Genomic DNA, 13,529 nt, shown 5'->3' with positions numbered 1-13,529 from the left:
TGCCGGCTTGAGGCGAAGGGGGCGCTGTCGCGCACGCGGCCGGCGCCTGGGATGTTTTTGTGCAAAAAAATCAAGATTTCCAAACAGCAGCCGATACCGTTATCCATGGAGTGCTCGCACCGTCTGAACCTGGTCGCTGAAGGCAATTAACCGAGGACGGCGCTATTTCGAAAAGGATCAAGGGATGCTTCAGTTGTCGGGATCTTGCCAACGTCCGGGCCGTGCGGGTGCGGTTGCCGTGGCGGACAGGAACCGCTGAAGAATGGGTGAGACTGATGCATTCGCTGAATGAGACGGAACATGACTACCCGCTACTGGCAGTATCGTACGACGATAATGTCCGTGCGGTTCTGGTAAAGAATCTCGCGGCGATCGTGCCCCGCGTCGAGGCATGTGCCACCTTCTGCGAGGCCGAGGCCATCGCCCTCGAGGAACCCTGCCGGGGAGTGGTGGTCGACCTGAGCGCGATGGTCAAGGCGAAGTCCGAAGAGAAGATCGTCGCCTACACGCTGGCCGCCTTCTTTCCCGCCCTGCGGGTGCGGGCCATGGGGCCGATGCTGGTCCCCATGTCGATGCCCGGCGAGGCGCAGCAGGAAAAGAGCCTCAAGGCGTTCGTCACCAATGTCTGCGACCGGGCCCCGGCGCGCAGACTGCGCCGCTACAAGCGCCGCGCCATCTGCGTGCCGACCTCCATCGGCGAGCGCAGGGGGTTCACCCTCAACATCTCCTGGGGCGGCGCCTTCATCGCCGACATGAATCCGGAGTGCTACCGGGTGGGTGAGCTATTAGAGGTAACCCTGCCGGACTTCGGGATGCAGGTCGAAGTGGCGGTGCGGCGGATCCAGCGCTGGGGGGAGCACCGTCCGCCGGGGATCGGGGTGGAGTTCGTGGCAGTAACAAAAGAGTTGGAGATGAACCTGCGTGAGCTGTTGAACAGTAGCAGAGAATCGGATCACGACAGGCAGATCACATAGGGGAGAACTAGATTATGCTCGGTGAAAAAATACTCAAACAGCTGAACACCACGGAAGAGGAGCTCATCGGTCACCTCAACAACGATGTGCTGGAGATATTCAGCACCATGGTTGGCGGGGGTGTGCTCTCCTCGAAGAAGGCGGAGACCGAAAGCCACTTCAACGACAGCGTCAGTGCCATGGTCGGCTTCGCCGGTGGATATAACGGCATGATCGCCATCAACGCCTCGCGCAAGCAGGCGCTCCGCTTCGCGGCCCAGATGCTCGGGATGGAAGTGGACGAGTGCGAAGATGAGATGGCCGATGCGCTGGGCGAGATCGCCAACATGATCGGCGGCTCCTTCAAGCACCACTTCGTGAAGGACGGCCACGAGGTGAAACTCTCGACCCCCTCGGTGATCAGCGGCGGCGAGTACGAGATGACGGTCTGCTCGCTGCCGGATACCCTGACCCTGCAGTTCGAGACCGCAGAAGAGTCCTTCACGGTGAGCCTCTACCTGGAAACCGATTGATACAGGTAACCCGGCCGCGACGCCGGTTTCCTAGAGTAAGCGCGGCAGCTCTTCAAGGCCCGCATTTCGAGCTACGGTTCGAGGTGCGGGCTTTTGTCTTTTTTCTACCGGAGCGGCTGCCGGCCTATTAGAAAGAATTTTCTGTACAAAAAAAGGGCCAATGGCGTAAAAAATAAGGGATTCATTGTTTCGATCACCCCCACGTTAGTCCCGTTTATTTCTCCCGAACCTCCGACGACACCGGTGCCGTCAAGTATCACGACGCAGCGGCCTACGTGGCATCCACTCCTTTCCTGTTCAAACACCGACGACACTTCGTATAGAGGAACCATGGTCAACAAAAAGAACATCCGCTTGGTCATCCTGATGGTGGTCCTGGGCGCGCTGGGAGCCGGCTGGTACGGCTACCGGGCCTGGAGGGATCATGTTGCCGCGCAGAGCCGGCAGATAAGCTATACCGCGTTCATGGAGCGCGTGAACCAGGGGGACATCGTCCGGGTACGCCTGGCCGGCGACCTGATCACCGCGCGCGCCAAGGACGGCACGAGCTACCAGCTGCTGCACCCGGCCGGCGCAGAGCTGGCCGGGGCGCTGCTTGCCAAGCGGATCGATTTCGGCGCCGAGGCGCCCGCTTCCGGGGTCAAGTGGCTCGAGCTCGGCATCATCCTGGCGGTGGCCGGCGGCGTGCTCCTGATCCTGCGCCGCTACGCGGGGTTCGGGCGCAGCAAGGCGCGGCTGGTGAGCGGCTCCGACTCCGAGACCCGCTTCAATGACGTGGCGGGTGCCGAGGAGGCCAAGCAGGAACTGCAGGAGACCGTGGATTTTCTGCGCGACCCTGAGCGCTTCACCCTCCTGGGGGGCAAGATGCCCACGGGTGTCCTGCTGGTGGGGCCTCCGGGGACCGGCAAAACCCTTTTGGCGCGCGCCGTGGCGGGTGAGGCCGGCGTCCCCTTTTTCTCCATCTCGGGTTCCGAGTTCGTGGAGATGTACGTCGGGGTGGGCGCCTCGCGGGTGCGCGACCTCTTTGCCCGCGGCAGGAAGGCGGCTCCCTGCATCCTGTTCATCGACGAGATCGATGCGGTGGGGCGCAAGCGCGACGGTGCGAACGGCGGGGCGAGCGACGAGCGGGACCAGACCCTGAACCAGCTCCTGGTGGAGATGGACGGCTTCGCGGTCAATTCCGGGATCGTGGTGCTGGCGGCGACCAACCGCCCCGAGGTGCTCGATCCGGCCCTCTTGCGCTCCGGACGCTTCGACCGGCAGGTGGTGGTCGGCTCCCCCGACATCAAGGGGCGCGAGGAGATCCTCAAGGTGCACGTGAAGAACGTCCCCCTGAGCCCCGAGGTGGACCTGAGGGTGATCGCCCGCGGCACCCCGGGCTTCTCCGGCGCCGATCTTGCCAACGTGGTGAACGAGGCGGCCATCCTGGCGGCGCGCTCCCGCAAGGACCTGGTGGAGATGAACGATTTTGACTGCGCCAAGGACAAGGTCCTCATGGGGGCCGAGAAGAAGTCGATGGTGCTCTCCGAGGAGTCCAAGCTGGCCACCGCCTACCACGAGGCGGGGCACGTGCTGATCGCCAAGCTGGTGCCGGGGTGCGACCCGGTGCACAAGGTTTCCATCATCCCGCGCGGCCGCGCCCTGGGGGTAACGGTACAGATCCCGACCGAGGACATCTACAGCTACACCAAGGAGATGCTGGACGGTCACTTGAAAGTGCTGATGGGGGGGCGCGCCGCCGAGGAGCTCATCTTCAAGACGACCACCACCGGAGCCGGCAACGACCTGGCGCGAGCTACCGATACCGCCCGCAAGATGGTCTGCGACTGGGGGATGTCCACCGCCTTTGGGCCGGTCGCCTTCGGTAACCACGACTCCGCCGCAGCGGGGAACCCGGGGCACCCCAGGAACTTCAGCGAGCACACCGCCCTGGAGATCGACTCCGAGATCAGGGCCATCGTGACCGGTTGCTACGCCGAGGTGCGCACCCTCCTGCAGACCCACATGGAGGCCCTCAAGCGTCTGACCGAGGAGCTGGTGGCGCGGGAGACCCTGGACGCGGAGGCGATCGACGCCATCCTGGAGCCGGTCTTCCGGCGGTCGGCGCAGGCCGCCTAGCAGCGGCGTCAATCAAGAGGGCAGCTTCGTCGCGACGGCTGACGGCTTTGTTGACAAATACTGCGTGAAGCCTTACCTTCCGGGCACGATTGAGATACGGATTCAGGAGGTAGTCGCAGATGAACGAGCTGCGTGAACGGTTGGAGGTCGCCGAAGATCAGAATCGCTTGAACCGCTGGGTCGCCATCACGGTGGCCCTGGTGTCGGTCTTCATGGGGGTCACCAAGGTGAAGGACGACAACATCGTCCAGGCCATGCTGCAGGCGAAGTCGGACTCGGTGGACCGCTGGAACGAGTACCAGTCCAAGAAACTGAAGCACCACATGGCCGAGCTTGGGCTGAGCCAGCTGCAGGCCCTGAAGGTGCTGGCGCCGGACAGGGGTGGCGCACAGCTCGCCGCACAGCAGAAGCAGTTCCTGGATGCCATCGCCCGCTACCAGGTGGAGGAGGCCGAGCTGATGAAGAAGGCCAAGGCCCTGGAGAAGAGCTACGACGACCTGAACTACCGGGACGACCAGTTCGATCTCTCCGATGCCTGTCTTTCCATCTGCCTCGGGATGCTGGGTGTCGCCTCCTTGACCAACAGCGCGGGGCTGCTCTACCTTTCCTGGGTGTTCGCGGGGTTCGGCGGGTTGATGGGCTTTGCAGGATTGCTGGGGCTCGCGATCCATCCGGATCTTTTGACCAAGTTGCTGTCGTAGCCCCAGCCCCTACACTCCCGCCTTTCCTATTGACAATCAGCGGTTTGCCACGTATACACAAGGGCCATTTTTATCAGTACAAGGAGAACCATGATAAATCTGAAGCCCGAAGTGGTCGCCCAGCTCGAGCGCGTGCTCGGCTCTGTCGAAATGCTGCTCCCGCGCGCGGTGAAACCGGTCGACTGGTCCACCTGCCACGCCGCCAACTGGCGCCGGCACTCGTTTTCCGGTTACCTCGAGCCGGTCAAGGTCACCGATACCACCACGCTGGACGAGCTTCTGGGGGTCGAGAATCAAAAAGAGATCATGGTCAGCAACACCCGCCAGTTCCTGAAGGGGATGCCGGCCAACAACGCGCTGCTCTGGGGTTCGCGCGGTACCGGAAAGTCCTCGCTGGTGAAGGCGCTCTTGAACAAGTTCGCACCCGAGGGGCTTCGGGTGATCCAGGTGGAAAAGGAAGACCTCATCTACCTCTCCGAGATCTTCAGCGCGGTGGAGAACGAACCGTACCGCTTCATCCTGCTCTGCGACGACCTCACCTTCGAAATCGGCGAGTTGAGCTACAAGATGCTGAAGAGCGCGCTGGACGGCTCGGTCTACTCGGCTCCCGAGAACGTCCTCATCTACGTGACCTCGAACCGGCGCCACCTGCTTCCGGAGTACGAGAGCGACAAGATCGGCGGCAAGTTCGTGAACGGGGAGCTGCAGCAGAGCGAGGCCATGGAGGAGAAGGTATCCCTCTCCGACCGCTTCGGCCTCTGGATCGCCTTCCACGTCTTCAGCCAGGACCGCTACCTGGACGCGGTGCGCCTGTGCGTCGAGCGCGAGGCGCGCAAGCGCAAGCTCGAGATCCCCTGGACCAAGGACCTGGAGATCGACGCCATCCAGTGGTCCCACGAGAAGTCCAAGCGCTGCGGCCGGACCGCCTTCCAGTTCTCCAAGAACTGGGTGGGACGCTACCTGCTCAATAGCTGCGCCTAAAGGCGAGAAGCAGAACGTAAAGCGTAGAACGTAGAACCTAAAAAAATCTGGAGCCGGCCTGTTTCGACAGTGCCGGCCCTTTTTTTCGGTGCTTCGGGAGCGCCGTGGCCTCGCCCGTTTCCCGCAGCCGTCAACCTCTCCCCCCACCCTTTCCTGCCGCCCACTTCCTGCCGAACCCTTCCCCTCGCTCCAGCCCGTGCCTGAAAAATCTGGGAATTACCTTGACAACTGGACTTACAGCATATATATAAGGATTCATATATATGCCCGCTACGGCGTATGATTCCCACCAGGAGGCATCTCGGTGAACAACAAGGCAGTACTGCGGATCGCCTGCCTGCTCTGGGCCGTGGCGGTCCCCGCTTTCGGCGAAACCGTCTCCCTCAAAGAGGCGGTGCAGCGGGCTCTGGCCAACAACCATCTCCTGAAGGCGGCGGCCCTGGAAGAGGGTGCCGCGCGGGAGGGGGTGGCCGGCAGCAAGAGCCGCTACCTCCCCCGGGTCTCTTTGGAGAGCGGGGCACTCCTCTCCACCACCCCCAGCAGTGTCTTCATGATGAAGCTCGATGAAGGGCGCATCAATCCCGCGAGCGACTTTGCGGCAGGGAAGCTGAACAACCCCGATCCGCGCGGCGACTTCCGGACCCTGGTCCGCCTGGATCAGCCGCTTATCGATTTCAACGTCGCCACCGGGGTGAAGCTCGCCGAGAAGGATGCCGAGACGGCCCAGGCCGCGCTTCGGCAGGCCCGCGAGCAGGTCGCCTTCCGGGTGTACCTCGCCTACCTCGAGGTGCGCCGGGCCCGGGCCTTCCGGGAGATCGCGGACCAGGCGCTTGCCGACGCCCGCGAGCACCTGCGCCTGGCCCAGGTACGCGAGCGCGACGGGGTGGGGCTCAAGTCGGACCAGCTGCGGGCCGCGACCGAGGTTTCCGAGGCCGAGCAGGCGCTGGTGACGGCACAAAACGAGGTGCAGCTCGCCCGGCTGCGCCTGAACCTGGTGCTGGGGGGGCCGGAAGGGGAGGCGCTGGACATCGGCGGGGTGCCGCAGCTGAGCGATCCGGACCAGCGGCAGGACCTCGCTGCGCTGGCGCTAAAGAGCCGGCCGGACCTGGCGGTTGCGGAGCAGGCGGTGCAGAAGGGGGAGCTGGCGGTACGCCAGGCGAAGAACGCCTACCTCCCCACGGTGTACGCCTCGGCGAGTTACCAGGTGAACGACCGTGATCTGCCGCTGGGCTACGATCACGACTCCTGGAACGTCGGGGTCAACCTGCGCTGGGACATTTTTGACGGCACCCGCCGCTCCCACGAGAAGGGGAGGGCGGAGCTCAGCCGCCAGGCGGCAGCCGAGGTGCTGGAAGACAGGCGCCGGGAGGTCGGGCTGCAGGTGACCGAGGCCCGGTTGCGCCGCCAGGAGGCGGCCGCCCGGCTCGTCTCGGCGCGGGGCGCGCTCCAGGCGGCCCAGGAAGGGGTGAGGCTCGTGACGCTGCGCTTTGCCGGCGGGCTCTCCTCGATGGTGGAGCTGATGGATGCCGAGGCGACCCTGAACCGGTCGCGGGCCAACCTGGTGGAGGTGGAGAACGCCGAGCTCCGTTCGGCGGCCCAGCTCTACCACGCGTCGGGAGTACTGGTAACGGAGGTCTTACGATGAGAGTGGCGACGGGCACAGCGTTGGCCCTTATCCTTTTGGCGGCTTTGGGGTGCGGCAAAAAAAATCCCGAGGCGGTGCAGCAGCCGGCGCCGGTGCAGGTGCGCGGTGCGACGGTGGCCGCGCTGGCGCCGGAGCAGATCCCCGACCTGCAGGAGGCGGTAGGAACGGTTCGGGCGCGCAACTCGGCCCTGGTAGCCGCCAGGCTCTCCGGAACGGCCTCTGCGGTGCAGGTGCGCGAGGGGGAGCGGATCGGCAAGGGGAAACTTTTGCTGACCATCGAGGCGGCTGAAAGCGGCGCGGCGGCGGCCGGTGCCCAGGCGGCGGTCGAGGAGGCGAGCCGCGGGGTGGACGAGGCGCGCTCGCGCAAGAGGCTCGCCGAGGCGACTTTCGAGCGCTACCGCAAGCTCTACGCCGAGCAGGCGCTGACCCGCCAGGAGTTCGAGGAGCGCCGGATGGAGCAGGAGGTGGCGCAGCAGGGGGTCGCACGTGCCGAGGCGCGGCTCAGGCAGAGCCGGGAGAGCGCCCGCGCCGCCGGAACGGTTGCCGGATACGGCAAGGTGACCTCGCCCATCGCCGGCGTCGTGGTGTCCAAGCCCGTTGAGGCGGGGCAGACCGTTTTCCCGGGGACGCCGCTGGTCACCGTCGAAGGGGACGGCGGCTACCGGCTGGAAGTGGCCGCGGCCGAGGGGCTTTTGGGGAAGGTGAGGGCGGGTGACCAGGTGGCGCTCGACCTTGAGGGGGCGCCGGCAAACGGGCGGGTCTCCGAGGTCGTGCCGCTGGTGGATCCGGCGAGCCGCACTTTCCTGGTGAAGATCGACCTGTCGGGCAAGGCGTTACGCGCCGGGACCTACGGTAAGGCCTACTTCAAGACCGGTTCCCGACAGGGGATCGCGGTCCCTGCCAAGGCGGTGGTGGAGCGCGGTGCGCTCACCTCGGTCTGGGTGGTGGGGCAGGGGGGGATCGCGCGGTTGAGATTGGTCAAGCTGGGCAAGCCGCTGGGAGGCAGGGTGGAGGTCCTCTCCGGCCTGAACGCCGGCGAGCGCATCGTGGTCGCCGGCGCAGAGCAGGTGACCGACGGCGCCAAGGTAGAGTAGGGAGACGCCATGGAGAAGCTCGGCTTCGCGGGGCGTATCGCCCGCGCTTTCATAGATTCCAAGCTCACCCCGCTCATCGTGGGTGCCTCGCTTTTGTTGGGGCTCTACTCGGTGCTCGCCACGCCGCGCGAGGAAGAGCCGCAGATCGTGGTCCCCATGATCGACGTCTACTTCCCGATGCCGGGCTCCTCGCCCAAGGAGGTAGAGCAGCGCCTGGTCACCCCCTTCGAGAAGAAGCTCTGGGAGATCAAGGGGGTGGAGTACCTCTACTCGGCGAGCCGTCCCGGGATGGGGATCGTCACGGTCCGCTTCCTGGTGGGCGAGAACATGGAGGAATCGCTCGTCAAGCTCTACAACAAGGTGATGAGCAACCGGACCCTGCTGCCGCCGGGGGCCCAGGAGCCGCTGGTGGTCCCGAAGTCGATCGACGACGTCCCGATCCTCACCCTGACGCTCTGGAGCGGGCGCTACGACCATCACGCCCTAAGGCGCGTGGCCCGCGAGCTCTGCGACGAGCTGGAAAAGGCCGACAACGTGGCCGCCGCCGAGATCAAGGGGGGCCTCTCCCGCGAACTGAAGGTGCGCCTCGACCCGGGGCGCCTCTCCGCCTACGGTCTCTCGCCGCTCGCCGTCTCCGCGGCGCTCGAGAAGGGGAACCTCGCCCGGCGCGCCGGAGAGCTCTCCTCGGGTAACCGCGACTATACGCTGAACGCCGGGAACTTCCTCTCTGATGCGGCGAGCGCCCAGCGCCTGGTGGTGAGCGTGAAGGACGGCCGACCGGTCTACCTCTCCGACGTGGGCACGGTAACCGACGGCGTCCAGGACCCCCAGGACTACGTCTTCTTCGGCCTCGGGCCGGCCGCCTCGCACAAGGGGCTCACCGGCGGGACCGGCGATTACCCAGCGGTCACCATCTCCATAGCCAAGAGGAAGGGGGCCAACGCCACCTGGGTCGCCGAGGACCTCCTGAAACGGGTGGAGTTCCAGAAGGGGAAGATCATCCCGTCCGAGATGCAGGTGACGGTCACCCGCAACTACGGCGAGACCGCCAAGGACAAGAACAACGAGCTCCTGTTCCACATGTTCCTGGCGGCCATCTCGGTCACCATCCTGATCGCGGTCTTCATGGGGTGGCGCGCCGGCGCCGTCGCGGCCATCGCGATCCCCGTGACGCTCGCCCTCACCATGTTCATCTTCAACCGGGTCGGCTACACGCTGAACCGGATCACCCTGTTCGCGCTCATCTTCTCCATCGGGATCCTGGTGGACGATGCCATCGTCGTGGTGGAGAACATCCACCGCTACTTCACCACCACGCGCCTGAAACCGCTGGAGGCGGCGATCCGCGCGGTGGACGAGATCGGCAACCCGACCATGCTCGCGACGCTCGCGGTCATCGGCTCGATCCTCCCCATGGGGTTCGTGGGGGGGCTCATGGGGCCGTACATGCGCCCGATCCCGGTCGGCGCCAGCATGGCGATGGTCTTCTCGCTCTTGATCGCCTTCATCGTCACCCCCTACTTCGCCTACCGTTTCATGAAGGGTGAGTCGCACTTTAACAGCGACGCCGAGCCGGAGGAGTCCTCGGTGACCCGCTTCTACCGGCGCATCATGGGGGCGCTGCTGCATAAAAAGAAGGTGCGCGCCGGGTTCCTCACGCTGGTGGTGGTCCTGCTCTTGGCCTCCTGCTCGCTCATCTACTTCAAGGCGGTCACCGTGAAGATGCTCCCCTTCGACAACAAGAGCGAGCTGCAGCTCATCGTGGACGCGCCGGAGGGGACCACGCTGGAGGAGAACGCCCGCCTGGTGGCGGAATTGGGGGACGCGCTCAGGAAGGTCCCCGAGGTCACCGACTTCCAAAGCTACGTCGGGATCAGCTCCCCCTTCAACTTCAACGGCTTGGTGCGCCACTACTACCTCAGGAAGGGAGCGAACATCGCCGAGATCCAGGTGAACCTGGTCGGGAAGGATGAGCGCAAGGGGCAGTCCCACGACATCGCCAAGCGGATCCGTCCGCAGCTGAAGGCGATCGCCGACCGCTACGGCGCCCGGATCAAGGTCGCCGAGATCCCGCCGGGACCGCCGGTCCTCTCCACCCTGGTGGCCGAGGTCTACGGCCCGGACCAGGCGACCCGGGTGGCCGTCGCCGCCAAGGTGAAGGAGATCTTCAAGAAGACCGCCAGCGTCGTGGACGCCGACTGGTACCAGGAGGACGACCAGCCGAGCTACCGCTTCGAGGTGGACCGCGAGAAGGCGGCTCTCTCGGGGGTGGCGGCGGCCGACGTGGTGCAGACGCTGCAGGTCGCCGTGGGGGGAGCGCCGGCCGGCCTCATGCACGTGGCGGGTGAGAAGGAGCCGGTCTTCATCAACCTGCGGCTTCCCACCGGCTCGCGCAACGACCTCTCCTCGCTCGCCTCGGTCTACGTCCCCGGCGCCAAGGGGAACGTGCCGCTCTCCGAGCTGGTCCGGGTGGTACCGGGGGTGGAGGACAAGTCGCTCTACCGCAAGAACCTGAAGAGCGTGGTCTACGTCACCGGGGACGTGGCCGGGGTGATCGAGGCGCCGGTCTACGCGATCCTCCAGATGCAGAAGGAGATCGACAAGATCCCGCATCCCGGAGGGTACCGGATCGAGCAGCGGGCCGCCTCGCAGCCCTGGGACGAGACCCGCCCCGGGATCAAGTGGGACGGCGAGTGGCACATCACCTACGAGGTCTTCCGCGACCTGGGTGCCGCCTTCGCCACCGTCATGGTGCTCATCTACGTGCTGGTGGTGGCCTGGTTCAAGGACTTCACCACCCCCTTGGTGATCATGGCCCCCATCCCGCTCACCTTGATCGGCATCCTGCCGGGGCACGCGCTCATGGGCGCCTTCTTCACCGCCACCAGCATGATCGGCTTCATCGCCCTGGCCGGCATCATCGTGCGGAACTCCATCATCCTCATCGACTTCGCCGAGCTGAGGCGCCGCGAGGGGATGCCGCTCGACGAGGCGATCATCGACGCCGGCGCGGTGCGCTTCCGCCCCATGCTCCTGACTGCGGCGGCCGTGGTGGTGGGGAGCTTCGTGATCCTCTTCGATCCGATCTTCCAGGGGCTCGCGCTCGCCATGATGTGCGGCGAGATCGCCTCTACGGCACTTTCCCGGATCACCATCCCGATCCTCTACTTCCTGGTGGAGTCCTGGAAGGAGAAGCACCGGTCCAAGGCGGCGGTTTAGGGAGGGGCGACAGCGCTTCGGCCAACAAAAGGGGTGAATTTTCGTTGGGTACCGGGGAAGGTTTTGCTACCCTCTACTTCTGCGAAGTAACAAGCAGCACCAGCACCACGTAGCGCGTTAAAAGTCAAAACCACGGAGGCCGGATGTTCTGGATGAAAAATGAGACGCTCGAAAAAGAAATGACGGCGGATGTCGCCTCGCGGGTCGCCGACCAGGCGGAAGGGTTCTACCGTTCCGGGAAGCTGCACTGCGCCGAGGCGGTGCTCGCTGCGCTGCGCCAAAACTTCGCCCCGCAGCTCCCCGAAGAGGCGGTACAGATGGCGGCGGGCTTCGGCGGCGGCTCGGGCGCCGGCTGCATCTGCGGCGCGGTCTCCGGCGGCACCATGGCCATCGGCCTCGTATTGGCCGGAGACAAGAAGGCGGCCGCGGCCTTGACCCGCGAACTGCACACCTGGTTCAAGGACCAGTACGGCGCGACCTGCTGCAAGATCCTCACGGCGCACGGCAAGAAAGGGTGCGTCAACCTGACTGCCACCACGGCAGGGAAGGTGGCTGAACTGCTGTTGGCCCAGGGCTTCGAGCCCAGGTAACACACGGAGGAAAACCATGTACATCGACAGATGGCTGCGCCTCATCGCCGGAAGCTTTACCCTCATCTCCCTGGCCCTCGCCCACTACCTTGATCCCCGCTGGCTCTGGTTCACCGCCTTCATCGGGCTCAACCTCCTGCAGTCCGGCTTCACCAACTGGTGCCCCATGATGACCATCCTGGAGAAGCTCGGGGTGCCCAAGCAGCCGCAGGGCTGCTGCAAATGAGCGGACGGATCAGGATCCTTTGCGACAACACGGCGGGAGCGCTCTCGGGGACCCTGGGGGAACACGGCTTCGCGGCTTTGCTCGAGAAGGACGGGGAAACGATCCTCTTCGACACCGGGGCGGGGCAGACCCTTTTGCATAACGCCCAGCGCATGAACCAGGACCTGAAGCAGGTGGGGCAGGTGATCCTCTCCCACGGGCACTACGACCATGCCGGCGGGCTCTGGCCGCTGTTGCAGAGCTGCGGCCCCAAAAAGGTGCTGGCCCACCCGGGTGTCTTTACCCGGCGCTACGCCGTCCGCGAGGGGAGCGAGCGCTCGGTCGGCATCCCCTACAGCGAGGAGTTCCTGGCCGGCCTGGGAGCGAGTTTCGATTACGCGGAGGGCTTTCGGCCAGTGGCCCCGGGGATCTTCCTGACCGGCGAGGTCCCCCGCACTACCGAGTTCGAGCGCGGCGACGCGGGGCTTTTCTGCGACGCAGCCGGCTGTTTCCCGGACCGGGTCCCCGACGACCAGTCCTTGGTCATCGTCACGGGAAAGGGGCTTTTGCTCCTTTTGGGGTGCTGCCACGCCGGCGTGGTGAACACGGTGGAGTGGGCGCGCGAGCAAACCGGCGTCTCCGAGGTCTACGGGATCGTCGGCGGCTGCCACCTGGCCTTCTGCTCGGAGCACCAGATCGAGGGGACCATCCGCACCCTGAAGAAGTACGGACTGAAAAAACTCTGCGCCGGGCACTGCACCGGTTTCGCCGCTTCGGCCCGGCTGGCACGGGAGTTCCCGGGCTTTCGCCCTGCCCAGGTCGGCTACACCCTGGAGTTCGAGGAGTAACTGTCATGAAACTGACACACTATCTGAAAAGCGCGCTGCTCCTGGCGCTTTTCCTGCTGGTCGCGGTAAGCGGCTTCGCCTCGCAAGCACGCAACATCACCTCCACCCAGGCCCGCGAGCTTTTGGCCCGGGACAAGAAGGTGCTCGTGGTGGACGTGCGGACCCCGGACGAGTTCCGGATGGCCCGGCTGCGCGGCGCGAAGCTCATCCCGCTCGCCGAACTGCCGCAGCGGCTCAAGGAGCTGCCGCGCGACCGGCCGCTGCTTTTGTACTGCTCGGTGGGCGCCCGCTCCAGTTCCGCGGCGGACCTCTTGGTATCGCGCGGCTACCGCGAGGTGTACCAGATCTCGGACGGCCTGGTCGGCTGGTACCGCAACGGCTATCCGATCGAGAAATAGCCCGCTTCCGGGTGCATGGCTCTTCCCAATACCGGGGAGCGTGTCAGCGGGTCCCCTCCCTTGCGGGAGGGACAGGGTGAGGGGGAACTGGCTACCCCATCGCAGCTGACAGCTTCACCCACCCCCCACCCCCCTCCCGTCAAGGGAGGGGGGAACTCTCCACCGTCCGGCTCAGCGGCATCCTTCCCTCCTTCGTCTCCCCCCTCCCAAACCTTCCATGAAAAAAAGGTCACCTGTTCGCTAA

General features: G+C 65.2%; 12 protein-coding genes. All 12 read left to right on the top strand.

Annotation, left to right across the window (positions count from 1 at the left end):
• Positions 1 to 275 precede the first annotated feature (275 nt).
• The 12 genes from GMST_RS04685 (at position 276) to GMST_RS04630 (ending at position 13,285) form a co-directional block, all read left to right on the top strand.
• Positions 276 to 974, top strand: a complete 699-nt coding sequence (locus GMST_RS04685; protein WP_183353471.1) for a PilZ domain-containing protein — start codon at positions 276 to 278, stop codon at positions 972 to 974.
• Positions 975 to 988: 14 nt separating this feature from the next.
• Positions 989 to 1,486 carry a chemotaxis protein CheX gene (locus GMST_RS04680; RefSeq protein ID WP_183353470.1) on the top strand — a complete coding sequence of 166 codons (498 nt, stop codon included), beginning with the start codon at positions 989 to 991 and terminating at the stop codon, positions 1,484 to 1,486.
• A 330-nt stretch (positions 1,487 to 1,816) separates the two neighbouring features.
• Positions 1,817 to 3,604 carry an ATP-dependent zinc metalloprotease FtsH gene (gene ftsH, locus GMST_RS04675; protein WP_183353469.1) on the top strand — a complete coding sequence of 596 codons (1,788 nt, stop codon included), beginning with the start codon at positions 1,817 to 1,819 and terminating at the stop codon, positions 3,602 to 3,604.
• Between the two features lie 119 nt (positions 3,605 to 3,723).
• Complete coding sequence (locus GMST_RS04670; protein WP_183353468.1) at positions 3,724 to 4,305, top strand: DUF4337 domain-containing protein; 582 nt, start codon at positions 3,724 to 3,726, stop codon at positions 4,303 to 4,305.
• A gap of 90 nt (positions 4,306 to 4,395) precedes the next feature.
• Positions 4,396 to 5,286, top strand: a complete 891-nt coding sequence (locus GMST_RS04665) for an ATP-binding protein (protein ID WP_183353467.1) — start codon at positions 4,396 to 4,398, stop codon at positions 5,284 to 5,286.
• 304 nt (positions 5,287 to 5,590) lie between these two features.
• On the top strand, positions 5,591 to 6,931 hold the full coding sequence (locus GMST_RS04660; RefSeq protein ID WP_183353466.1) for a TolC family protein: 1,341 nt from the start codon (positions 5,591 to 5,593) through the stop codon (positions 6,929 to 6,931).
• A complete protein-coding gene (locus GMST_RS04655; RefSeq protein WP_183353465.1) occupies positions 6,928 to 8,025 on the top strand; it encodes an efflux RND transporter periplasmic adaptor subunit in 1,098 nt (365 codons plus the stop codon). Before GMST_RS04660 ends, GMST_RS04655 begins: the two co-directional genes overlap by 4 nt.
• 9 nt (positions 8,026 to 8,034) lie before the next feature.
• Entirely contained in the window at positions 8,035 to 11,244 is a 3,210-nt protein-coding gene (locus tag GMST_RS04650; protein ID WP_183353464.1) for an efflux RND transporter permease subunit, read from the top strand.
• Positions 11,245 to 11,396: 152 nt separating this feature from the next.
• Positions 11,397 to 11,834, top strand: coding sequence for a C-GCAxxG-C-C family protein (locus GMST_RS04645; protein WP_308936483.1), 438 nt, complete (start codon positions 11,397 to 11,399; stop codon positions 11,832 to 11,834).
• Positions 11,835 to 11,850: 16 nt separating this feature from the next.
• A complete protein-coding gene (locus tag GMST_RS04640; protein WP_183353462.1) occupies positions 11,851 to 12,060 on the top strand; it encodes a YgaP family membrane protein in 210 nt (69 codons plus the stop codon).
• A complete protein-coding gene (locus GMST_RS04635; RefSeq protein ID WP_183353461.1) occupies positions 12,057 to 12,887 on the top strand; it encodes an MBL fold metallo-hydrolase in 831 nt (276 codons plus the stop codon). Before GMST_RS04640 ends, GMST_RS04635 begins: the two co-directional genes overlap by 4 nt.
• Before the next feature lie 5 nt (positions 12,888 to 12,892).
• Positions 12,893 to 13,285, top strand: coding sequence for a rhodanese-like domain-containing protein (locus tag GMST_RS04630; RefSeq protein ID WP_183353460.1), 393 nt, complete (start codon positions 12,893 to 12,895; stop codon positions 13,283 to 13,285).
• Positions 13,286 to 13,529: the final 244 nt, after the last annotated feature.

Source organism: Geomonas silvestris, from assembly GCF_014193515.1.
Classification (GTDB): Bacteria; Desulfobacterota; Desulfuromonadia; order Geobacterales; family Geobacteraceae; genus Geomonas; species Geomonas silvestris.
Note: the sequence above shows the minus strand (reverse complement) of the source record. Positions and strands in the feature narration are given on the sequence as shown.

Bases quoted from the DNA above. Each gene is read 5' to 3' on its own strand.
- GMST_RS04630 (WP_183353460.1), top strand. From the start codon at position 12,893: ATGAAACTGACACACTATCTGAAAAGCGCGCTGCTCCTGGCGCTTTTC.
- GMST_RS04640 (WP_183353462.1), top strand. From the start codon at position 11,851: ATGTACATCGACAGATGGCTGCGCCTCATCGCCGGAAGCTTTACCCTC.
- GMST_RS04645 (WP_308936483.1), top strand. From the start codon at position 11,397: ATGAAAAATGAGACGCTCGAAAAAGAAATGACGGCGGATGTCGCCTCG.
- GMST_RS04665 (WP_183353467.1), top strand. From the start codon at position 4,396: ATGATAAATCTGAAGCCCGAAGTGGTCGCCCAGCTCGAGCGCGTGCTC.
- GMST_RS04670 (WP_183353468.1), top strand. From the start codon at position 3,724: ATGAACGAGCTGCGTGAACGGTTGGAGGTCGCCGAAGATCAGAATCGC.
- GMST_RS04680 (WP_183353470.1), top strand. From the start codon at position 989: ATGCTCGGTGAAAAAATACTCAAACAGCTGAACACCACGGAAGAGGAG.
- GMST_RS04635 (WP_183353461.1), top strand. From the start codon at position 12,057: ATGAGCGGACGGATCAGGATCCTTTGCGACAACACGGCGGGAGCGCTC.
- ftsH (WP_183353469.1), top strand. From the start codon at position 1,817: ATGGTCAACAAAAAGAACATCCGCTTGGTCATCCTGATGGTGGTCCTG.
- GMST_RS04650 (WP_183353464.1), top strand. From the start codon at position 8,035: ATGGAGAAGCTCGGCTTCGCGGGGCGTATCGCCCGCGCTTTCATAGAT.
- GMST_RS04655 (WP_183353465.1), top strand. From the start codon at position 6,928: ATGAGAGTGGCGACGGGCACAGCGTTGGCCCTTATCCTTTTGGCGGCT.
- GMST_RS04685 (WP_183353471.1), top strand. From the start codon at position 276: ATGCATTCGCTGAATGAGACGGAACATGACTACCCGCTACTGGCAGTA.